Genomic DNA, 21,793 nt, shown 5'->3' with positions numbered 1-21,793 from the left:
TACTGAGCGGTTCGTCTGGGGATCCGCACGCCAGACAAGCTTGCAGCTACGTGCCCGGATTGGTGATAGTGGAGCTTGGGCCGCACGAACACCTCCGCGAATGAGTCTCTGCTCGGCAACACGTTCGCGCGCTGTTCCCCGTACCGCCAACGTGCGCCAAGAACTTCTACTGGTGCAAGAATGATCCCGCCGTCCGCAGCGAACACAAGTGTTCCGAACGGTACAAATCGGCCGCGGGGGGACCACATGCCGAGCCGCACGCCCTTACGCAGGGACTTCGTTCGGGGCTCGGGCATGAGACGAGTTTACGACCAAACCTCGATACCCCGAGGGAATGACGATGCCCAAGTCGCAGACCCCGGTGTCCGCGACACTCCCAACCCAACCTCGACGTGGCTGGCAATGTGGTGCACGACCCGTCCCGGTAACTGCGCAACAGGCGGCGAACGCTTCGGCAGCTCGCGCCGAACTTCACGCCGACCAGGGCATTGTGAGCACTCGCGCCGCACGAGCTCGATTAGTCCATCGCGATCTGCTCGCCAGTGTCATCATTCCACAACCTCAACTCCGGAATGGGACTGCCGGGACGTATGGTGTCGAACGCACCGATAACCGCTTGCTTCAACCCCTCGGCAATAAAAGGATCATCCTCGACGGCTTCCTTGAAATCATCATTTGTATAGACCCAAGCGCAGAAAAGGGCATCCTGCGCTATTACCATTCGCCGATCGCCGTCAAGAGCGTCGTCAACCATAGCCCATTCAACAACCCGCAGCCATAACGACGGGTCGCTCAAGATGCAAAGAGCAGCAGCCACCGAGGCGAAGGTCCGAGACTGCGCCTCGGCCGTTGTGGCCATTGCCGCGTGCGCCCACCAGTCGACGGCGTTCCGCCTGAGCGATCGCACCGCGCGCTCGTGAAGGTCGGCTCCCGGAACGGGCTCGAAACCAACAGTCGGCCAGTCTGCCGGGTTTTGGTCACCGATCTTCAGATCCTCCTTCAGATAACTCAGCATCACGCGCGTCAACCGCCACTGAGCATCCGAGGGTTCGCTATACATTTCCAGCGTGTTCAAGAGGGCGAGAGCCGCACTGAAGCGGCCCGTCCGCAAAAGAACATCTGCCAGCGGGCCAGTAGCACGACTCTCCCCAAGAGCGATGGCTTGTCTGTAGCAGACCTCCGCCTCCTCGGGATCTTCCGCTTTCCAGAAGGCACGACCCCTCTCCCACCACCAGTAGCCTCGATCTAGATAGACCGGATCTGCTGCGGCAGCAGCGTCGTAAAGGCGAGTTGCTTCCTCAGGGTCCTCGTCAGCAAGCATGCCCGCAGCGTTGTAAAGCGGCCGTGCTGGTGCCGACCACGTTTGAATCGCGTCTCTCAGCGCCCAGCCCACCGCGGAGAGTATAGGCTTATGGTCTTCGTTCTGCAGAGCAAGCACTGCCGCTGCCAACACGTTATGTGCGCTCGGATGATCTTCCACACAGACAGTACGACGAACGATCTGCAAGATTGCTTCTTGGTTGCCGGTCTGCGCGAGAAGACGTATCACGTCAGGGAGAGTCGATGTCTCGGCGAGCATCCCCGAACTAGGAGCGGCCAATTTTAAAAGGGCCGCGGCGAGGTCAGCGGCACCCAGAGCGCCCGCTGCAACTCCGAGTGCGGAACATAGGTCGGCGGCAATTTCCTTTTTGTGCTCTTCGGTATCAATTCCGCCCCAAGTGAGCGTGCGCGATGGTGTCCCACTGATGCTTACCTCGACTCGATCACCGAGGAATTGAAGCAGAGCACGTGGGGATGCGGCGGGACTGTCGGTGACGATCGCCAGGGACGGTAGCTCGCGGATTAGGCGTCGCAGTTCGCGCTTGACTGGAAGTACGCTCTGACCGTTTAGATCCGTGCCATCGAGAACAATTGGAATTGGGTAATGTTGCCACAGCCGCCTCGCTAGAAAGTATGCGCGGACTTCCTCGACGATATCGGCCGGGGTAGATGCATCTAAGACTTGTGAAGCTGCAATTGTGATTGACTTAGTGTCCGCGGCCCTAATAGGATACGTATGCATCCATACGAAACGGAGAGATTCAGAAGGCGCGTGCGCGATAACGAGGAGCGTTGGTGCCGGAAGCGTTGCCCAATAGTTTAGTGTTTCACGTTTTATAATAGTGCGGTCTGCAACCACTCCGTCTGTCGCTTTAAGTTGGACGTTGAATTGCAGCCCTGTCGTTGTCTCGTTCTCGAAGATCTCGACGCGGAGATCGACACCGTAGTCATCCCCTGCGTCGGTAATCACCCAGTCTTCAGGAAGCGCGGATTCGAACAGTCGCTTTGACTTAGTCTCGAGCGCGTGGCTACGCGGACGATTTGGGGTCGCTACCATGTGCTCTCCTGCGTTCAAATGCTTGAGAAGCGGTCGAATGAACTCGCTTCATTGGGAGGCTAGCTCATCGTTCGGGCTGAAGCGCTTCCCACTGTCCGACAAACTCATCCTCGGTCGTAGGTGCCGTAGAGCGTTCTGGTGCTCGTAGTCGGGTCGTTCGTTGGCCATCGGGAGGACGCTTTGCCTTCCGCCCCGCAACCGCGCTGCCCCGTTTGAGTCCGATAGTGACTCGTATAGGAAGCTCGAGGCTTATCGAAGCGCAGGCACGTCCTATACGAACGACTGGAGGCGAGGGGATCGTCGGTCCCCCACGTCGGACGAAGTCCCTTCCACTCGAAACAACGTGTCCGTTCCCGCATCTAGACAACTCAAGTGGCAGTGGGACAAGTTAGCTGGCGGACGACAGCCCATTGTGCACGACGCCACAAAGTGTCGTCGCGACCCCTCTGTTTTCGGGCCGCGTCAAACAACTTGTCGTCGCTGCCGATGCCATAAAGCGTCGCGCAGCGATTTTGCCTGATCAGGCACCTTATCTGGTTGAACAGCGGCTCCCGTCATCGGTCCGGTACGAGGAGGACCTCGCTGTGCACGGGGCACTCTTGTCCGCCGTCGAGCTGGTGGGCGGAAGATGCCGCTGCCCCGTCGATCCAAGGTGGCACCGAGGCTGGCACTTCGCGCAAGCAGGAAGGCGACTCATACGGGTGGTGACCTTCGTCGCACGCGATCGTGAAGGGATGGGCGCAGCCAGGGTCGCAGGGTGCCAACCAGGATCCCGCGGACGAGCGGAGGCCTAATGACCGCGGGATCTATAATCTCTATAATCGTCAGTTCGCCGTCGCGGCGGGTTGAGGGTGCGGGTTGGTCGTGTCGCTTCTTCAGCGGCCAGAGTTCTAGAGCGCGGTCACCACGGCGTTCGGAAGGTCGTTCGACCAGTCGAGTGTCATCGTGCGCGACCCCGTCCGCCGCGGCTGCTCGTCTAGGACGCGGCTGATGTGGTTGGCGGACCGTCGGAGTTCCCGGCTGAGGTCCCGCATCGTGGTGAGCCCCTCGTTGAGGAGGCGGTGGAGGCGCGGCAGGTCGATGTCGTGAAGATCCAGGCCGGGCCAGTCGATGTCGGTCTCGGAGTGCGGTGACCAGGTGACCGGCTCGTCGATCCCCTGATGCCGGAGCACAGCGTGGGCGAATTCGTCGAGACCGTCACGCAGTTCACGGGTCAATGTCGTGCGGAACATCGTGTACTCCGGTGCGTCATCACGCGTGCGGCCGATTCGCAGCTCGTCGGGAAGCGCGTTCACGTGCGTCCCGCAGGCGCGCTGGTGCAGAAAGCGGCGCGCGTGCAGGAGCCTGCGGTCGCCCCCGGAGCGGTGGCCGGACGCCTCGCAGATCTGGTCCCACCTCGTGCCCGTGAGGAACCCGCCCCAATCGAGCGTTCGCCGACGGGAGTAGTCGATCGGGGTGGGTCCGAGGACGAGCCGCTCCACGAGTTCGCTCAGTCCCCGCAGGATTGCCGTGGTCTGGTCCTTCGACCCGGTCATTCGCGGGCGAAGCAGCCGGGCGGTCTGCGGCTCCCGGTCTGACGCGTTCGGGTGGGTGCGTCCGATGCGCTGGAGGACGCGTGCGAGGGCGCTGTCCAGCGCCCACCGCTCGACTGGCGCGCCTATGTCGAGACGGTTCGCCCACTGGGGCCACAGCTGGCCGGGAACCGCGTCATCGCGATCGAGCGTCGCTGGGAGCGGCGATCGACCGGCCTCTCGTATCGCGTCTCGCGTGACTGCTCGAGTGGCGGCAGACTGCGTCGTGTTGAACTTCACTCGCGCACCAAGCCCGAGGTCTTCGTCGTGCGCCCGCAGCACTTTGCCGGCGAACGGCGTCGTGGGGCTGCCCCAGCGGTCGAGGATCTCCTCAGCAGAGCCCGCGGCGTAGCCCGCTCCACGAGGAACGTGCCCCGGAGCCCGTGAGAAGGTCGCCCGTCGGATGATCGCGGTCGTGGCGGCGTTCTCGCGCAAGGAGAGCGCGAATGCCGCGGCGGTGACGGCGGCCATAGCGAAGGCGCTCTTTGGCGGGGCCGCACCGATATGAGGCTCTTCGTCGAACAGGCCGACGAGGTCGGCGGGTTCGACGCCCGCGAGGCTTGCGATCATGTCGTATTGCCGGCCGCCGCGGAGCCCGGTCGCGGCCGCTTGGAGCGTGAGTATCTGATCGAGCGCGTGCTCTTCCGGGGGCGGGTTGTAGATGCGGTGTTGCGCGTAGATGATCAGCGAGTCCGACGGGGCCCGTAGGTGCTCCCACGTGTCGGTCAGAGAAGCCCCGCAGCGCTCGACCTTTTCGCTCGGCGAAGCGACGTTCGCTCGGCAGGTCGACGGGTCGAAGACGTCGGAGTTCGGTCCCGTCATCTCGACGACCGGTTTCAGGCATGCGGAGCAGGCGTCGAGCAGGATCCTGCGATGCCGAAGGCACACGAACGACCACGGGGAGCGCCAGAGCGTCGCGAAGACACCCGGGTCCTCGCGGAGGCAATCGGGACAGAACCGCGTCCCTTTCAACCAGTGCCAGGGTCCCCAACGTGGGTATGTCGCCGCGAACCCGTCGAGCGTCTCGGTGAGCCAGAGGATGCGATTGTGCAGCGCCGACATCGTGGCGTCGTCGAGGGCTTGGGGAGGGAGGCCTGTGGCTTCAGCGATGTTGTCGCGGATGTCGACTGGAAGGCGTACGCCCAGCGCTTGAATCGTGCTCGCCGCGAGGTTGGAGAGTCCGAACGCGTCGAGGAGTGCCCGCCGGGACACACCGAAGGTGTCGTGCGCCCATCGGCTGATCGCGGTGTGAAGCCATTCTCCGGGGACGAGCGATAGCTGCGGGCTCAGCCGCATCGGGGGAAGGAGCCGAGCGGTCATGGCGTGGCGTTGGCCGAGTCGTGGAGAGCGACATGACGACCCCGGGGAGTTTGCACTTCTGCTTGCAGCGGGATCGAATCGAACAGTTTGCGGTCGAGCCGTTCGGCACCGGTCTCCATGGCGCGAGCGGTCCCGTCGTTGAGGAGGCGGACCAGGGCGTTCATGTATCCCTGGGTGCTCGCCCAGAGGTAGGGGCCGAAGTCGTCCGCCAGCCAGCCCGGACGTCGCGGCTGGTCAGTTAAGCGGAGTCGGCTCTCGAATACATCGAGCAGGTCCGCCCACTCGGTCTGTCCGGCGGCGGTGTCGATCTCGAGCTTGGACACGGTGAGGGGCACCCAACGTCCTCGAGAGATGCGCGCGCCGGTGCCCTGCCCAGGTGTCCGCTGGTTTTGGAGCACCCAGTCGATGTCGTTGCTGGCGAGGATGACCCGGACCCCTCTGTTCGCGATCGTCCTGATCATGTGGTGCACGTGGTCGCCGGTCTTGCGGTCGAAGTTGACCGCGTGGATTTCGTCCACGAACAGCAGCTGCAGTCCGCACCGCTCGATGGTTGTGATGAACGATCTGGTCGGGTCTTTGTCGACCGGGCGTCCGAGGCTTTGGCATATGAGCGTGAGGAGCTGCTTCCCGGTCGTCGGCCCGTCGAGCGTCACGGAAGCGACCGGCCGGAACGCGTCGAGGTGGTCGGCCTCGCCGCGTTGCATGGCACGCCACCGTCGGCGGGCGCTGTTGATCATCTCGGTCGCGAGGTGGACGCTGCAGATCATCGTCTTCCCAACGCCCGGGTCGCCGTCCAGGATGAGGATGTCCTGCGAGTGGAGTTTCGCTTGTACGAGGTCGCTGCGTCGATGCACCCTCGCGGCGGTTTTCGCCGAGGTCTCCAACGCGCCGAGCACATCGGACACGACAGTGGTCTCGATCAGCGGGGTCATCCTGAGGTACGCGAGCCGGGCGTCGTCGTAGTCCTCACGATCGAACGGATCCATCAGCTCGAGTTGCGCCCGGCTTCTGAAGCCCGGGTCCTCGATCCGGTCGCTGAAGACACCCGAGACGAAGTCGCGGTCCTCGGGCGCGAGAAGGCTCAACCACGGCTCGTCTGGGACGCACGGCTGCCCGGGAGGTGCGTCAGGATTCAGGGAGCTCGCCTTCGACGTCGACATGGTCACCTTCCTGGCCGAGTGCGGGTGTTCAGGCCCACGCGAGGTTGCCTCGGAGCCGTGGGACGTTCGCCGTTCTCGTCGGATACCGGCGGTCCCGCGAGAGCGATCCGGACCGGAGCTGGCGGCAGCGTCGGTGCCGCCGCGGAGTCTCTGCCGGACCGCTGGTCGTCGGGGTCGGGATCGAGCAGTCGCGGGTCGTCGTGTTCCTCGCGCATGGCGTCGAGGACCGCGCCGTCAGTGAGCTTGTCGGTCTGAGCTTCGAGAAGGCGGGTCTGTTCCAGGTCGCGGTGGGATGAGAGCCTGTCCACTCCGTCGCCGTCGAGTTTGCCTGCGAGCAGCAGGATCAGCAGCCTGTCGAAGTCGCCGTCGCTGAGGTTCTCGTCTGCGTGCTTTTCCGCAAGCCCGTTCGTCTCGAAGAGACCGAACCGGGGCGTGTCGGCACGCAGACCTTTCCAGCGCACGACGTGGCGTGCCCCGTCGGCGCCGAATACCCATGCCCGGCGCAGGTCCGTCGGGTCGTAGAAGACACGGACCTTCCCGCTGATCAGCACGTCCTGGTCGGCGCGGAGTTCCTTGAGGGCCGGGGACCGGTAGTCCAACCTCGCCGCGCGGACGCGGTTGCCGCGGATGCTCCGCACCTCGCTTGGCAGGAACTGGATCCAGTCGTGCTCCCATGGCACGTCGGGCAGGGCGCCGGTCTCCGCGATGAGGGCGCTCCACATCGAGTACGGGCTGAAGCGTGCGAAGGGGTCGTCCGGGTGTGTGAGCCCGGTGTGGATTCGGTGGTTGTAGAGGTCGGCGCACTGGCGGATGCGGCGCTCGTACTGCAGCGGCGTCATCTCCGCGGCGTCACGAGCGTGCTTGCCCTTCTCGTGGACGGAACCGCCTGTGAAGCCGGGCATCAGCGACTCGAAGAGGAGCTTGATGGTGAGGAAGAGCCGTTCGATCTGTGCCTTGTCGGTCGGCGTGTAGGTGCGCTGCGGCTCGTAGTGAATCCCGAGGCGGGCGAACTGCCCTGTCGTGTAGGTCGAGACGTAGGGTCGGCCGTTGTCGGTGACGGCTCCGTCGGGGTGGAACGCTTCCGAGTAGAACGCCTCGAATCGCTGCGGGACGCCGACCACTGGTTGGCGGTACGGCAGTTCACCGGAGGCGGTCCAGGACTCCACGAATTCGGCGCTCTTGGCTCGGAGGATGTCCGCCAAGCAGAGCCCGATCGCGAACTCTGGCGTATTGGGCGTCACCGCGATCCCGACGATGCATCGCGTGGCGTAGTCGATCGCGATCGTGAGGTCGAGTCGGTACGTGCGCTTGGTGCGGGGATCCTTCACCCAGACGTTCGACTTCGTCGTGTCGATCAGCACCAGCTCGCCCGGCCGGGTTGCGAGGCGCTGCCATTCGGACGCATCAGGGACGTTGGCGGCGGACGCGCGGTTGGCGGCCGAGCCGCCCAGCTCAGTGAACCCGTTCCGGAAAACCCGGACGAGCCGCCGCAGCGTCGGAGAGGAAGGTGGGACGAATTCCACCCCACGCTCTTCGCAGTCGAGCTGAAACGCTCGGGCGGCGGCGGTGTCAGTGGTGGTCGACTGCAACAGGTGTGCTCGGAGGAACGTGAAGAGCGCGTCGACCACAGTGTCCTCGACGCGCCAGCCGCGGGGCTTGAAGTATCGAGGGTCGATCAAGCGCTGCTGGCTGCCATCCGCCCACCGTTCAAGGACGCGTTCGATGCGACGCATCTCCGATTTCACATCGACGACAAAACCCTTGCGGCTGCCGGACGTCCTCGGCTTTCGAGCGTTCAGCTCGGCGATGCGTCGCACCCGTGTGCCCAGATCGACCTTCGTCGGGTCGAGGTGCGCCGGCGGCCGGATGTGGGGGGGATCGTTCGGCGCGAGGCCGGTGTTGATCAGCAGCAACAGCTCCTGGTCCGCGTGCAAGCGCGCCAGCGCCTTCGGCGAGAGGCGCTCCTCCACGTCTTCTGTCGGGACGGACCGCGGCGATGAAGTCGTGCCCCCGCGAAAGGCCGCTTGCGCGTCAGCGAGCGGAACCGTCGCGATGGTCTTGCCAAAACCGTCGGCGAGTGTCACGTCCTCGCCGAGAGACTCGATGACGACCTGTTCGTCGTCCCACGTGAGTTGTCGGCCGACCCGCATCCAACGCAGTGCCTCACTCATGGGAGGTACACCTGCGAGTCGCCGTCGAGACGTCGCGTCAGGTCGATGGCGAACACTCGGTCCCAGAGCAGCCTTCTGAGGACCACCAGCATCTCCCTTTCGCGCATCCCGAGCCGCACGGCGCGTGCCACGAGTTCGTCGCGCGTGATGCGGTCGTGGTGCGCCTCGAGCAGGGTCGGGGCGCGTTCCGCGAGCACCGTGTCCGGCACTCGGGCGGCGGCGAAGTCGGCGATGTTGTCCGTAATCGACTCTGGGACGCCCGTCCACACCACATGACGGATGCCCGCCCGCGCGAGGGTGGCGGTGATGAGTTGGTGGCGACGCACGATGTCCTCGTCGCGGGCCTCGTCGGCGCGTTTCACGTCGACCGCGAGGACTTGGCCCGACGAATCGAGGAGCACGAAGTCCGGGGTGTGCGAGTCGATGTCCGCGCCGGCCGGGAATTCAAGGGTGAACGGTTGCGCGGCGATGTGCACCACGCCCGGCGCCCAGTCCGCCAGCTGCGCGAACCTCCGCTCGTGCTGTGACTCGCACATGACGAGGTCACCGACGGTCCTGCTGAAGAACGCGACTGGTTTGTTGAGCTGATGCGCGCGCCGCGAGTAGTCCCGCGTGGGGTGGCACAACGCGAGGTCACGGAGGGAGACCGTGGAAAGCGTACGCGCCTGTCCTACGCGTCCATCGAACGTGAACAGCACTCGGACGGTCATGTCGCCAGCGACGCGTTCCGGGAACCGGACACGCCTCGCTCCCCGGATCGGACGGTGCAGCCGGGCACGACTGCCCTCCTGCAATCGGATCTGCGCTCTCAGGACCGTCAACGCCGCGCGTAACTCCAGGACTGACCCGGTCGGGCCGGACCGTAAGACGCTCGACCATTCCGACGGCGGCAGGTCCAACAGGGGTGCCAACGCGCCTGCTCCTTCCCCGCGGCGCGTCCGGACGACACACCGCTCGTCGGGAACTTACCGACGCCTGGAGCGCGGAACAGCGCGCCCGAAATGCGCATTTCCGGTCGAAACCTCCAAGCGCTCCGCTTCCGATCGGACCTGTTCACCAGTGTTCGGCCGCGCAGTCCGCCCACGTGCGCGCGGCTGATCACGAGGGGGACCGTCACAAGAGTCGCGGGTGTTTGTCAGGTTGCGGCGGCCGCAGCAGCGCCGCCGTCACGACGCGTCGGAGTGCTGCGCCAGAACCTTCCTCGCCCAACTCGCCACCGACGACGGCGGCTCGTCTGAGAGCTTCGCGATCTCACGCGTAGAAAGTCCGAACGCGCTAGCGAGACCGATCAGCTCTAAACGGCGCTGCTCCGCTTCGCGGAACGCGGCGGTCGCGAGCGGGAGCTGCTCGATGACCCACTCTTTGGCTTGCAGCGCAGAACCGATACTCGGCACGTTCTCTGGAACCTGATTCATGGTGCACCTCGATCGTCAGGGCGGATGAACGGCCCTTGCCGACCTACTTCGAGGCGTGACAAAATGGCCGCGGCCCTGCCCTCTCCCAAAAGCGCGCCGCCAGCCAATCCATGTTGTGTACGCCGACCCCGGGCATCGAATGACTGCGAATCATTCGCTGTTGCGGGGGCTCGCGCGAGCAACCCGAGAGCACCGGAACCAAGCGTTTGTGCGGCCGATTCTACCGTCTGCTCTGGCTCCCCAGCAGGATACTTTTCGCGCGAGCCACTGCCGTCGATAAGTCACCTGCGTCGTGGCAATGAACGGGCAAACTGCTATACAAAGAATGCCCGCGGGCGGTCGCGGCGACCCCCTTCCGCATTGACGATCATTTCTGCGGGGCGAGTTTTCTCGCTTGCGCGAATCGCATTCCGATGGCACGGTGGGCGCATTCCGGTGAACACGAACCGCGCGTTTGATCGGATCCGAGACAGATGACAGTCAGGAGACGTGATGTGGAGCGAAGGACAGGGCGAGGTCATGCTGTACCGGGACGGCCACGTGGCGTTGCGTGTGGCGACCGACCTGCCCGTCGTCCTGCGCCACGTCGACGGTCGATGCTTCCTGGGCATCGTGGAAGCCGTTCGTCCACCGCTCGTCGACGTCTCCTTCGTTCCGGCTTGGGCGCCACGGACGCTGCAGCTCGGTGCCGTCCTCGCGGCCGGCCAACTTCCGGTGACTCGTCGGCGGCTACACGAGAGCCGGCTGGCCGATGTGTAGGCGCTCGCCCTGCGACCGTCGATGCGGTCGGGGCGACGCGGCCGGCAGGCGTCGAGAGAACCTGCTCCGTGCTCGTTCGCGGTCGCTCAACGATCTGGCTTTGAGCATCGACGCCGGCGATAGGCGAAGAGCACTACGAGCGGTCAATCGCGCGCTCACCGCGCAACTCGACCTCGATCTCGGGACGAGGCGCTCGCGTGACGCGCAAGGGCGGCGGCCGGGCAGCTGGCTTGGCGAGATCGGTCGAGTGGTCACCGTCACCGGACGCGTTCGCGCCAGTGGCCCCGCTCGAACGGTCGACGCGGACGGGCCGGCGCGGTGGCTCGTGAAGGTCGCGTTGCCGTCCGGCGGAGCGGTCGAAGCAGCACTGGAGCGACGGCGCGGTTTCACGGGGGAACAGGTCACTCTCACCGGCGTCGTCTCAGCCTTCCGTCGCACCGAACAGGGAGAACGCGTCACGGTCATCGCCGAGGCGTCGATCGCGACCGGTGAGCGATGAATCTCGCCACGTCCCCTCTCATCATCCGCGGCCCCGGGGACCCGCCCGATCTGGATCCAGAGGCCGTTGTCGTCGGCGTCGCCGGAGATTGGGAAAGCCATGCTCGGCGCGCGGTCAAGCAGATCGGCTGGTTGAAGTACGTCGAGCCCGCGCTGCGATGCGTGTTGCAGCTCGGCGACCTCCGCTTCACATCCGACGACATACGGACCGGAGCTGCGCGAACAGACGAGCCCTTTCTCAACGCGATCGACAGCGCATGCCGGCGGCATCAGGTGGACATGGTCCTCGTCACGCCGGGCAACCACGACGACTGGGCACGCATGAACGCCTGGTGGAAGGCGCACCCGAGTAGACCCATGCAGGTGAGCGAGCACGTCTGGATGCTGCCGCGAGGCGCCCGGTTCGGGCTCGGCGGACGGAGGTTCCTCTCCTTCGGCGGTGCCGTGTCCGTGAATCAGGCCGCGCTGACGGAAGGCCGGAATTGGTGGCGCGACGAAGCACCGACGCAGGCCGAGGCGGACGACGCCGCCGCGAGCGGACCCGCCGACGTCCTGCTCCTCCATGAAGCCACCGACGCGCCCATCCCACCGGTCACCCGCCGTCTCGCATCGAACCGCAGCCGTCGACGGTTCGACCATCTGCGGGAGTCGACGCACTCGCGTCAGGTCGTCTCCGCCCTACGGGACAGGCTCCGGCCGGCCGTCACGTTCCACGGCCACATGGACGTCGCCGGCTCCTGTCGGCTGCCTGACGGCGGCCGCGTCTACTCCCTCGCGGACGCGACATCGGTCGGCAACGCTGGGATCCTCACGCTCGCCGACTTGTCCTGGCGGTGGCTTGACAGTGTGCGCGCCGCAGACGACCTCGCGGGAGACGGCCGTGACTGACACCCGCACCGCAATGGGAACACTGGCCATGTCCCGCGACCGCATTCTGCGCCTCGCCGCTCAGCAGGAAGGCCTCTTCCACCAGGCGCAGCTCGACCTACCCTGCGCGACGACCGTACTCGACCATCTCGCCCGCCAAGGAGAGGTCGTGCCGGTCCGCCCTGACGTGTACCGACATGCAGCCCACCCCGAACACAGCGACCAACGGGCACGGGCGAGCTGGATCGCCACCGACGGCGAGACCCTCAACCGCGACCGCTGCGACGGTGCCCGCCCGCGCCGCGCGGTCATCGGAGGGTCCTCTGCCGCACGCCGCTTCGGCCTCGCCCTGGCCATCGACCCGTTGCTATGGGTCTGCGCCGACGCGACATGGCCCACCGACGGCAGCGATTGGATGCTCGGCGACGTCGACGACACAGACGTGATGGTCGCGCGGGGCGGCTACCCCTACACGTCCCTGGAACGCACCATCAGTGACGCGCTTCTGCTTGGAGCGACCCCCAGGTCAGTACTGGCTGCCCTTCTCGCGAAGCCGCCGAGTCGGGAACGGCTCGACCGGCACCATCTCGTCGAGATGCTCGACCGAAGCACCGCTGGGCGCCGGCTGGTGACTCTGCTCCCAGACCCCTCACTGATCAGGAGGAACCCCTGATGTCCGACGCGCCGATCCCGGACCCCGACCTCGCGTACGTCGCGAACGCGCTTGGCGTGCTTCCGAGCGACCTCGTGCCGTGGCTGCTTCGTGAGTTCAGCGGCGGCCAGGTCCCCGAGCTGCCCACTGGCGTCAGCACTGTGAGCGCGACCGCACTTCGACGACAGACGAACGGTGTGCTGCGGGACGTCGCAGACGGCATCCGACTCATCTTGACCTTCCACGGTCGCCCGATCGCGGTCATCGCGCCGTTTCGGTCATGATGCTCCCCGAAGCGCGGTCGCTCCGGCCACGGCGACAGCCCCGATGGGCAGGCCGCACGCCCGCACGCAGCGGGCGAAGCGAGGCTCGAGCAGAGCGCGTCATCCGCGCGACCAGCGGGCGGCGGGCCGCTGACCGCGTCCGACCGTTGGTGGTGACGCTCGCCGCCACGCAGGAGGGCATCGTCACTCTGGAACAGATCGCACAGCGGCTCGGCCACACCACCGCCGAGGTCGGTCTTCGTGCGATGGCCGCCCGCGAGGAGATCGAGCAGGTGTTGCCCACCGTCTGGGTGCATGCCGCGACCGGACGCCTGCCCGGTTGGGACCGGGTCCTCGAGGCGCAGGCACGGTGGCTCGCGCTCGAGCCCAACCTCACTCTGACACAACGATCACGCCGGGACCGCGACGCAGACGACACGATCGCTGTCATCGGCGGTGGTGCCGCATGCGCGAAATGGGGCATAGAAGGACTCGTTTGGGGGCCCGAACTCTACGTGCCGGTTCCGACTGACAGGGTGCGATCGGACGACGAGGTCGAGGTCGTCGTCGAACCCGTGCCCCGGGCTGACGTCGTGTGGATTGACCGTTTCCCGTACCTCACCCCAGAAGCGACACTGGCGCGGGGCTACGACGCCACCGGGGACCTCGACAGAGTGGCTGAGGCGCTCAGTTCGGCGATGTGGCGTTTGTACCCGCTCCGGCCGGACCGACTACGGCATCACTTCGTCGTCGCGCAGCGCCGGACAGCAAACACCACCCGGGACGACGACACGATCTACGAATTCCTGATCGGGAGAGCTGGCGGCTGGCCGAGGCAGGCAGAGCGTGAGTACGGCGCTTGATGCGCGTCGACGTGCACTGTCACTTCTCGACGGTGGCCGGAACGACGCTTCCCCGTCGCCTCGTCACCATGCCCGACCGACCGATGGTCGCCCTGCCCCGCTGTCCAGGCTTCGGCACCTTTCCGAGACCACAGTCACGCCAACGACGCGTGAGCGGCGGCGCAGGTCGGGCATACCTCGAGTCCCTCGTGGTCTCGCATCGGAACGAACCAGTACCCGCAGAGCGCCGGAACCGCCACGCCGTCCACCGTCGCGTCCGTGAGCTGTTCACGCGGCGAGTAATGAGCCACTGTGCCCAGACGCAGGCCCTGTGACGCGGCGGCGGTGAGGGGCTCGCCCGCGGCGACGTCGCTCGCGAGCGAGAAGACGGCGTCGTCCAGCATTGCCGAGTGCGTGATCGACGTGTCACCAGTGACGCTGAGTCGCCAAAGCGCGGCGTCCGGGTTGAGGATGCCACGGGCCTTGAAGGCGACCTCCTCCGCCCAGCGGCCGTTCTCATGACCGAGAGCAGTCACAGTGAGAAGGCATTCCACCATCTCGTCACCGTCGACCTCCTCGATCGCGAGGTCCAAGGAGACCTCCACGGACGCCGCTCCATCCCCCGACCGCGACGGTGCCGGAATCGTCACACTCGCTCCGCCGGCGTTGTGGTTCTTCGCCGCGTGTAGGAGCGTGAGCACCGTGACCTGCACCTGCAGCGACCAAGCGCTGATGGCGTTGAGCTTCCCCGACGTGCGGCTGACCACTCGGTCCGCGTCCGTCGGCAGTACGGACGCTGCGCCGACGCGCTGGATCCGGTCCATGAACCGGGCGTAGAAGTCTTTCGTCCGCTCGCCCCCCGCGCGCAAGCCCGCGGCGCACAGCCACACGGAGCCGGCGTCGACGACGGCGTGGTCGGTCGCTGCCCCTCGCCACCGATTTGTCTTCTGCTTCCACCAGTGCGGGTCCTTGAGCCCAGTGATGCTCTCGCGCACGTCCACGTCCCCCGCGAACGCTTCGTCGAAGTGCCGGACGATCGGGTGGTCCAACCGGTTCAGTTCCGGCAGGCGCTCCAGCACTTCGGCGACATGGCTGTCCGTCGCGTTGCCAGAAGCGACTCGCTCGGCGCGGCTGCTCAGCTCCGCGACGGCACGCTTGTGGTCGGCGACGCCCCAGTCGGTGTGGAGGTCCTCGGTGAGACAGCGCAACGTCACGCGTCGCTCTAGCGGCATGCGTTCAGCCTAAGCGAAAGGCCCGACGGCGAACCGTCGGGCCTTTCGGGGGAGCGCGTCCGATCAGTCGATCAAGTCGACGAGGGAAGCGTTCCCCTCTCCCCGGTTGGCGAGGTACTCGGCGTCGGCGCGACGCGCGGCGTTCGTCTTGGCGACGTAAGCGTGCAGGTCCGCGACGCGGACGCGGCGGTCACGTCCGGCGTTCGTGTACTGCAGCGCGCCGGAATCGAGGATCTTGTAGAGGTGCGGCCGGCTGACGCCGATCACCTTCGCCGCGACCGTCGTCGTCACCAGCTCGTCGTCGCCCCAGACGAACACGTCCGAACCCTGCCGCAAGTCGTCGGAAAGCTTCGCCAGCGTCGATCGAAGCGGCGAGGCCTCGGGAAGGGATCGCTGGAGCGACTCCAACTGGTTCAGCTCGGTCGCGGGAACGTCGGATGCACTAAGCGTGGCGGTCATCGTTGCCTTCGATGCGTGGTGGATGCGTTGGCGGGAGGTATTGGAGAACCTACACCGCTCGGATTCAAGTGTCACAGAAGTAACACGTCCACGCAAGCCCGAGCCGCGCGTCGTCCTCCATCGCCGCCCGCTTCACGCGACGCCGCGACGCCGCGACGCCCCGACGCCCCGACGCCGCGACGCCGCCAGAGAGGACGCGCTTCACCCCTATGCCGCAGAGCACGCGTGCGATCGTGCGAGTCCGGCCTGTTGGTCGCCGGCGGGAGGTGAGGCCGCCGACGACCAACGGCGCGGAGCGCGAGCCTCCTGCCGACTCGAGAGCGCTTCGACCGGTTCCCCTGATGGGTTCCGCCTCCAAAATAGGCTGTGTGACCAAGTTTGTCCACGGTGCGTCCGACGCGAGGCTCCGCACTCTCAGGCGTGTCCACTGACCGCGGGATTGGAAGCGTCTTCGCAGCAGCTCATTCGACCGACCTTCCCGCGCCGCGCCGCCTCCGGGTGACGTTTCGGCTCGCGAGCAAGCCCTCCTAGCGCGGGCCGGTCCGCGCTGGCCGGTCGCTCCGAGAGCGGCGCGGTGATTCGAGCGGGGTATTCCCCGTCAGGCGTCGGCGGCGGCGAGCCGCTCTCGGAGGCTTCGTCGCTCGCTCAGCAGCGCTGGGACCAAGGTCGCGACGACCATCGGCGGCGCCGTCGCGGCGATCGCGGCCACCAGTGTGCCGACCGGCAACACAGGACTCGCCGGTACGCCTGCGGCGGTGAAGGCGGCCGCTTCGGCGATGACGGTCACCAAGGTGAGGAGGACGGCGATGATTGCGGCGTTGACGACGTGCACGACCGCTTCCGACACGGCCACGCGGATGGTGAATCCCTCCGTCGCGCCGGCGGCACGCAGCAATGCTTGATCCCGTCCACGTGTGCGCGAAGCCATGAACGCCGCCGCGGCGGCTCCGACCGCGGCGAGCAGGACCGGGCCGCCGAGCACCAGAGCAAGGGCGCCGGTTCCGTCCGTTGGCTGGCCGCCGAGTGCCGTCGCGACGGTGCGGCGGCCGGCGTCGAGGGTGACGGGCAAGCCGATCGCGACGATCAGGGCGCTCACCGTGGTGACACTGCGGTCGGTGGCGTGCAGGACGAGGGCCCTTGCGACCACGAAGGACGCGGACATCCGCGCCGGGACCAAGGCTGTCCAGGCGGTCATCAGCGCCGGCGCGACGAACGGGGCGACGGCGCTGAGCGCGGCTATGAGGACAGGTCCGATCAGGACCGCCGCTGGTGCCCCGGCCGATAGCGAGGAGGGCAGGCTCACGACCATCTGGACCGCCAACGCGACGAGTGCGAGCGCTCCCAGCACGCGCAGCGTCCGGCGGGGAGGCCGGGTCCCGCCGGCGTCGCGCAGGACCGTGACGGCAGGCGTCGACGCGGCGGCCGCCGTCGCACGGAAGCCGGCGGCCACGGAGACGGCGACCACCACGAGGGCGACGACGGTCTGGTCGAAGGCAGTTACGGCGGGTCGGACACCGTCAAGGCCGCTCGCCTGCCGCAGCTGCACCTCGACGAACGCCGGCGCGGCAGCGGCCACTCCTGCTCCGACGAGCGCGCCCGCGGCGCTGACGATCGCGAGCTGTCCGGACACCACGCGGCGGACCGCATTCGGCGTGACGCCGGCGATCCGCCAGAGCGCGTAGGACCGGAGTTGGAGCCCGACCGTAGCGCGCATGATCCCGTTGACGACGACCACCACCGCCACGGTGGTGAACGCGATGACGGTCCCGGCGATCGCGTCGAGCCCGAGGGAGGCTCGCCCCCCGGTGTCGATCGCGGTGCGTAGCAGGGTGGCTGGCACCGCGCCGGCCGCGGTCGCCGCGACGGCGACAACGAACGCCCCGACCCAGATCCGCCAGTTGAGGAGCGCGTCGGCGAACACGAGTCGGATCACTGGCCGGTCCTCCACGCAGAGGCGCGAGCTACGGCATCGAACACGATGCGCGGATCCGGGTCTCGCAGTTCCTCGCGGATGAGTCCGTCTTGGAGGACCAGCACGCGGTCCGCGCGGGCTGCGGCGTCGAGGTCGTGGGTGACCATGACAACGGACCGGTCGCCTCGGGCGCTCTCGCGAAGCAGGTCCAGCACGACGGATCCCGTGACCGTGTCGAGCGCCCCTGTCGGCTCGTCGGCGAAGACTACGCGTGGACTGGTGACGAGGACGCGGGCGATCGCGACTCGCTGCTGCTGCCCGCCGGAGAGCGCACCGGGGCGCTGGTGCGCCAGCTCGGCGATCCCGACGGCCGCCAACGCGGCCTGCACTTCGCTTTCGACGACGCGGCCACGCGCCAGACGCAGCGGCAACGTCACGTTCTCGCGGACGGTGAGCGCGGGAATCAGGTTGTACGACTGAAAGACGAAGCCCACCTTCTCCCGACGGAACCGCGCCAGTCGTGTTGGCGACAGGGCTCCGATGTCGACGCCGTCGATGGTGACGGTCCCTGCGTCCGCGGGCTCCAGCCCCGAGAGGCCGTACAGAAGCGTGGACTTACCCGACCCGCTTGGGCCGACGATGCTGACCATCTCGCCCGGGGCGACGTCCAGCGACACTCCTCGGATGATCTCGGTGCGGCGTCCCGTGGCGTCCGGGTATCCCTTCCGGACGTCTCGCGCTTCGACGGTGTGGGTCATGTGATCCTCGGTTGTTCTTTTGAGGGAGATGGGCGGCGGGTTCGGCGCAGGAGCGAAGGCTGCGACTCGTGATCGGTCGTGGCTGGAAGGCGTCTCGACCGTCGGCGCGCGGGTGCGGGGCCCCGCCCGTCGTCGTCAGATGTTGATGAAATGTCCCTGAAGTCCGTGGAATGCGTCTTGCAGCGATTCCGAGAGGCTGGGATGGGTGTGCACGTTCCGGCCGAGTTCGAGCGCCGTGAGGTCCCATTTCTGTGCGAGCGTGAGTTCGGGCAGCAGTTCGGAGACGTCGTGCCCCACCATGTGTCCGCCGAGGAGTTCGAGGTGGGTTCGATCGGCGATGAGTTTGACGAACCCAGAGGGGTCTCCGAGCGCTTGCGCTTTCGCGTTCGCTGCCATGGGGAACGTCGCGACGACGACGTCGTGTCCGGCGTCACGGGCTTGCTGCTCGGTGAGACCGAAGCTCGCCACCTGCGGTTGGAGGTAGGTGGCGCGAGGCATCATCCGGTAGTCGTCGATCGGCATGGTCTCCGCGCCGGCGATGGTCTCCGCCGCGACGAGGCCCTGCGCTTCGGCGACATGTGCCAGCTGCAGCTTCGCGGTGACGTCGCCGATCGCGAAAATGTGCGGCACGCTCGTGCGCATGACGTTGTCGACGCCGATCGCGCCTCGGTCGTCGACGGCGACGCCTGTGCGTTCCAAGCCGAATCCGTCGACATTGGGAGCGAATCCGACTGCGACGAGGGCCTTGTCGGCGCTGATGGCGCCTTCTGCACCGTCCGGCCCTCTGTAAGTCACGTGGGCCTGCGAGCCGTCGTCACTGACCGTGTGGACGCGAGTCGACGTGAGAATCGGCACGTCGAGCTTCCGGAGTTGCCGTCGCACTTCCTTGGAGACGTCGACGTCTTCGTTCGGGAGGGGTCTGTCGAAGTACTCGATGACGGTGACCTGCACCCCGTAGTTCCGGAGGATGTACGCGAACTCGAGGCCGATCGCACCGGCTCCGATGATGACGATGGACGCCGGCAGCTCTCGTGCCAGGATCACTTCCTTGTAGGTGACGACGTTCTCGGAGAGGGTGACGCCGGGCAGCAGCCGGGTCGTGGAACCGGTGGCGATGATCGCGTACCGGAACGACAGCTCTTCGACGGAGGCGTCGTGCAGGTCGACGCGGAGTCGTGTCGGGTCTGTGAAGGTGCCGCGGCCGTCGTACTGCGTGATGCCGTTCTTCCGCATGAGGAACTTCACGCCCTTCGCGCGGGCGTCACTGACCTTGCGGCTGCGATCGAACGCCGTCCCATAGTCCACGGAGACCTCGCCGGAGATTCCGAACGCGGCGGCGTCCTGCGTGACGGCGCGAACGATCTCCGCGTTGCGGATCAGCGCCTTGGCGGGAACGCACCCGATGTTCAGGCACACCCCGCCCCAGTACTTCTCCTCGACGACGGCGACGTCGAGCCCGAGCTGCGCCGCTCGAACGGCGGCGACGTATCCGCCCGGGCCCGCGCCGAGGACGATGAGGTCGTGGTGGACCATGGTCTGCTTTCCTGCCAGCGTTCGTGGCCTGTTGTCCGCAGGGCGGAGGAGCATGCCGGGTTGGTGTCGGTCGCTTTTCGGCCCGGGGCTGCGACGCCCTGGGCGTTCCCGTGTTCGGCGGGGAGCCGGGTTCTCAGCTCTCACGCCACGACTGTCGGGTAGACGGTGCGGGGCTCGGGCAGCGCCGGCGCCCGAGCCCGTTGGAGCAGCGGTCAGCTCATCGCACGCTTCGCGCCGCCCCAGAGCGATCCCGGGTTCCGTCGGTCGCCGTACTTGCGCATCATCGCGTCGAAGAGGTCCTCCGCGGTCGCAGCGCGGGCCGCCTCGACGTTGAAGTCGCGGAGGTACGTCGCGGTCGCATCGATCGCATCGGGACCGACGGTCCGGCCGGGCCATCCGTGGCCGGCGACGATCGCGGCGGGCCGGAGCGCGCTGAGACGGTCGAGGGTCGCCGCCCACGCCTCTCGGGACTCTGCGCTGGTCTCGGCGAGGTAGGTGTGCGTCTCGTCGTAGACGGCGTCGCCTGCGACGAGGAGGCGAAGTTCTGGCACCCACACGGCCGTGGTGAACTCGGTGTCGGTGTGCCCGGTGGGGATCACACGGATCTCGTGTCCCTCGACGTCGAGGCGGTCGCCGGTCAGCGGTGTGGGGAACACAATCGGGCGGGCGATCTGACCGGGGAAGAGGGCGTCCCAGAACGATGCCATGTACTCGTCGCTGCCCTGGTGGCGGGCGGTGTCGATTGTTTCAGGGGTTGCGACCGCTTCGGCGTCGGGGAACGCGGCCAGGAGCTGGTTCAGCCCGAACAGGTGGTCGCCGTGCCCGTGGGTGATGTAGATCCTGGTCAGTCGCTTGCCGAACGAGCGGACCCATTCGACCAGCTCATCGTTCTGCTCACGTGTCGTGAACGAATCGACCAGCAGCGCCTCATCGTCTCCGTAGATCAGCGTCGCGCTGTTCGCCACTCGACGTAGGTCCTCATCGCCGTACGGCAGGTCGCGGGTGACGCCGACGCGTTCCGCGTGCTTGACGGCGAATTCCAAGTTGCTCAAAGGTCTTCCTTACGTGTCAGATCCGTGCGGACGGGGTGGCAGTGGCCGGTCAGCGGGCTGCTGCCTCGGCCGCAGCGCGCTTGCGCGCCGCGGCGCCGATGAAGTCGCCGAGGTTCCGTTCCGAGGCAACGAGCTGCTCCTCGGTGAGCGCAGGCGCGTCGTTGCTGGCGGCGCGGGCCCGGAAAGACGGTGAGGCGGTCAGGGCCTGGAACGTCTTGTACGCCGACTCCAGCTCGGCCTCCGAGGGGAGCGCGGACCGGTTCACCATGGCCTTCGCCGTGGCGAGTGCCGTCCGATCGAACGAGGCGAGTCGGTCGACCACGCCCGCCACGTAGTCGTCGAGCATCTCGTCATTGAGAGTCCGGGTCACCCAGCCCCATCGCTCGGCGGTCTCCGCGTCGTAGTCGGCGCTTGTGAGAACCACCTCCAGCGCTCGGTCCCTGCCGATCTGGCGAGGCAGGCGTTCCGTTCCTCCGCCACCGGGCACGAGTGCGGTGCCGACCTCGGGCTGCCCGAACAGGGCGCGCTCCCGGCTGGCGTAGCGAAGGTCCAGAGCGAGGGCGAGTTCGTTGCCGCCTCCGCGTGTGCGCCCTCGGATGAGCGCGATCGTGACGTAAGGCGCCTGGGACAGCGAGACGACCAGGTCCATCCATGCCGGACCGCCGGGGAACTCGTTCAGGTGCGCCAGGTCGAAGTGGTTGAGGAAGTAGTCCTCGTCGGCGCTGTCGAAGACGAGGACCTTCAGTTCGTCGTCGCTGGCGAGGCTCTGGACGATGTCGATGAGGTCGCGGACGGCCTTACCCGTCACGAATCCGACTGGAGGGTTCGAGAAGGTGATCCGGCCGACTGCGGGTGACTCGCGGGTGAACTGGACGGGGGGCATCAGGACTCCGATCGTTTGAGGACGAGGCTGAGCGTAGGTCGGGTGCTGACGGGGAGCCTGCCCCGGACA

19 protein-coding genes are annotated in these 21,793 nt (G+C 66.8%); 6 read left to right on the top strand and 13 right to left on the bottom strand.

The window, feature by feature from the left end; genetic code table 11:
* Positions 1-517: 517 nt before the first annotated feature.
* The 6 genes from DEJ06_RS06160 to DEJ06_RS06135 form a co-directional block, all read right to left on the bottom strand.
* Positions 518-2,377 (bottom strand): DUF4365 domain-containing protein, encoded by a 1,860-nt coding sequence (locus tag DEJ06_RS06160; protein WP_111038754.1) that lies wholly within the window; start codon positions 2,375-2,377, stop codon positions 518-520.
* Between the two features lie 890 nt (positions 2,378-3,267).
* Complete coding sequence (locus tag DEJ06_RS06155; RefSeq protein WP_111038753.1) at positions 3,268-5,268, bottom strand: TniQ family protein; 2,001 nt, start codon at positions 5,266-5,268, stop codon at positions 3,268-3,270.
* On the bottom strand, positions 5,265-6,428 hold the full coding sequence (locus DEJ06_RS06150; protein ID WP_111038752.1) for an ATP-binding protein: 1,164 nt from the start codon (positions 6,426-6,428) through the stop codon (positions 5,265-5,267). Before DEJ06_RS06150 ends, DEJ06_RS06155 begins: the two co-directional genes overlap by 4 nt.
* A 2-nt stretch (positions 6,429-6,430) precedes the next feature.
* Positions 6,431-8,599 (bottom strand): Mu transposase C-terminal domain-containing protein, encoded by a 2,169-nt coding sequence (locus DEJ06_RS06145; protein WP_111038751.1) that lies wholly within the window; start codon positions 8,597-8,599, stop codon positions 6,431-6,433.
* Positions 8,596-9,309 (bottom strand): hypothetical protein, encoded by a 714-nt coding sequence (locus DEJ06_RS06140; RefSeq protein WP_111038750.1) that lies wholly within the window; start codon positions 9,307-9,309, stop codon positions 8,596-8,598. Before DEJ06_RS06140 ends, DEJ06_RS06145 begins: the two co-directional genes overlap by 4 nt.
* Before the next feature lie 456 nt (positions 9,310-9,765).
* Complete coding sequence (locus tag DEJ06_RS06135; protein ID WP_111038749.1) at positions 9,766-10,014, bottom strand: hypothetical protein; 249 nt, start codon at positions 10,012-10,014, stop codon at positions 9,766-9,768.
* 489 nt (positions 10,015-10,503) lie between these two features.
* On the opposite strand from DEJ06_RS06135, the gene DEJ06_RS06130 reads away from it, so the two are divergent.
* The 6 genes from DEJ06_RS06130 to DEJ06_RS06105 all read left to right on the top strand — a co-directional run bounded on the left by DEJ06_RS06130 (position 10,504) and on the right by DEJ06_RS06105 (position 13,916).
* Positions 10,504-10,773, top strand: a complete 270-nt coding sequence (locus DEJ06_RS06130) for a hypothetical protein (protein ID WP_146245802.1) — start codon at positions 10,504-10,506, stop codon at positions 10,771-10,773.
* A 100-nt stretch (positions 10,774-10,873) separates the two neighbouring features.
* Entirely contained in the window at positions 10,874-11,272 is a 399-nt protein-coding gene (locus DEJ06_RS18015; protein WP_146245801.1) for a hypothetical protein, read from the top strand.
* Positions 11,269-12,159, top strand: a complete 891-nt coding sequence (locus tag DEJ06_RS06120; RefSeq protein ID WP_111038746.1) for a metallophosphoesterase — start codon at positions 11,269-11,271, stop codon at positions 12,157-12,159. The genes DEJ06_RS18015 and DEJ06_RS06120 overlap by 4 nt, the downstream gene beginning before the upstream one ends.
* Positions 12,152-12,811 (top strand): hypothetical protein, encoded by a 660-nt coding sequence (locus DEJ06_RS06115; RefSeq protein ID WP_146245800.1) that lies wholly within the window; start codon positions 12,152-12,154, stop codon positions 12,809-12,811. Before DEJ06_RS06120 ends, DEJ06_RS06115 begins: the two co-directional genes overlap by 8 nt.
* On the top strand, positions 12,811-13,074 hold the full coding sequence (locus DEJ06_RS06110) for a type II toxin-antitoxin system Phd/YefM family antitoxin (RefSeq protein WP_111038744.1): 264 nt from the start codon (positions 12,811-12,813) through the stop codon (positions 13,072-13,074). The genes DEJ06_RS06115 and DEJ06_RS06110 overlap by 1 nt, the downstream gene beginning before the upstream one ends.
* A gap of 152 nt (positions 13,075-13,226) precedes the next feature.
* Entirely contained in the window at positions 13,227-13,916 is a 690-nt protein-coding gene (locus tag DEJ06_RS06105) for a hypothetical protein (protein ID WP_146245799.1), read from the top strand.
* Positions 13,917-14,050: 134 nt separating this feature from the next.
* Here DEJ06_RS06105 and DEJ06_RS06100 read toward each other — a convergent pair whose 3' ends face one another.
* The 7 genes from DEJ06_RS06100 to DEJ06_RS06070 all read right to left on the bottom strand — a co-directional run bounded on the left by DEJ06_RS06100 (position 14,051) and on the right by DEJ06_RS06070 (position 21,724).
* Entirely contained in the window at positions 14,051-15,127 is a 1,077-nt protein-coding gene (locus tag DEJ06_RS06100) for a DUF3039 domain-containing protein (protein ID WP_111038742.1), read from the bottom strand.
* A 63-nt stretch (positions 15,128-15,190) separates the two neighbouring features.
* The gene (locus DEJ06_RS06095; RefSeq protein ID WP_111038741.1) at positions 15,191-15,586 is read right to left on the bottom strand and encodes an excisionase family DNA-binding protein; all 396 of its coding nucleotides are present in this window, start codon (positions 15,584-15,586) and stop codon (positions 15,191-15,193) included.
* A 598-nt stretch (positions 15,587-16,184) separates the two neighbouring features.
* Positions 16,185-17,519, bottom strand: a complete 1,335-nt coding sequence (locus DEJ06_RS06090) for a hypothetical protein (RefSeq protein WP_111038740.1) — start codon at positions 17,517-17,519, stop codon at positions 16,185-16,187.
* Complete coding sequence (locus DEJ06_RS06085) at positions 17,516-18,256, bottom strand: ABC transporter ATP-binding protein (RefSeq protein WP_111038739.1); 741 nt, start codon at positions 18,254-18,256, stop codon at positions 17,516-17,518. The genes DEJ06_RS06090 and DEJ06_RS06085 overlap by 4 nt, the downstream gene beginning before the upstream one ends.
* A 135-nt stretch (positions 18,257-18,391) precedes the next feature.
* Complete coding sequence (gene lpdA / locus DEJ06_RS06080; RefSeq protein WP_111038738.1) at positions 18,392-19,789, bottom strand: dihydrolipoyl dehydrogenase; 1,398 nt, start codon at positions 19,787-19,789, stop codon at positions 18,392-18,394.
* Between the two features lie 212 nt (positions 19,790-20,001).
* Positions 20,002-20,841, bottom strand: coding sequence for an MBL fold metallo-hydrolase (locus DEJ06_RS06075; protein ID WP_111038737.1), 840 nt, complete (start codon positions 20,839-20,841; stop codon positions 20,002-20,004).
* Between the two features lie 49 nt (positions 20,842-20,890).
* Entirely contained in the window at positions 20,891-21,724 is an 834-nt protein-coding gene (locus DEJ06_RS06070) for an enoyl-CoA hydratase/isomerase family protein (protein WP_111038736.1), read from the bottom strand.
* Positions 21,725-21,793 lie beyond the last annotated feature (69 nt).

The sequence above is a fragment of the Curtobacterium sp. MCLR17_051 genome (assembly GCF_003234395.1).
GTDB classification, from domain to species: domain Bacteria; phylum Actinomycetota; class Actinomycetes; order Actinomycetales; family Microbacteriaceae; genus Curtobacterium; species Curtobacterium flaccumfaciens.
Note: the sequence above shows the minus strand (reverse complement) of the source record. Positions and strands in the feature narration are given on the sequence as shown.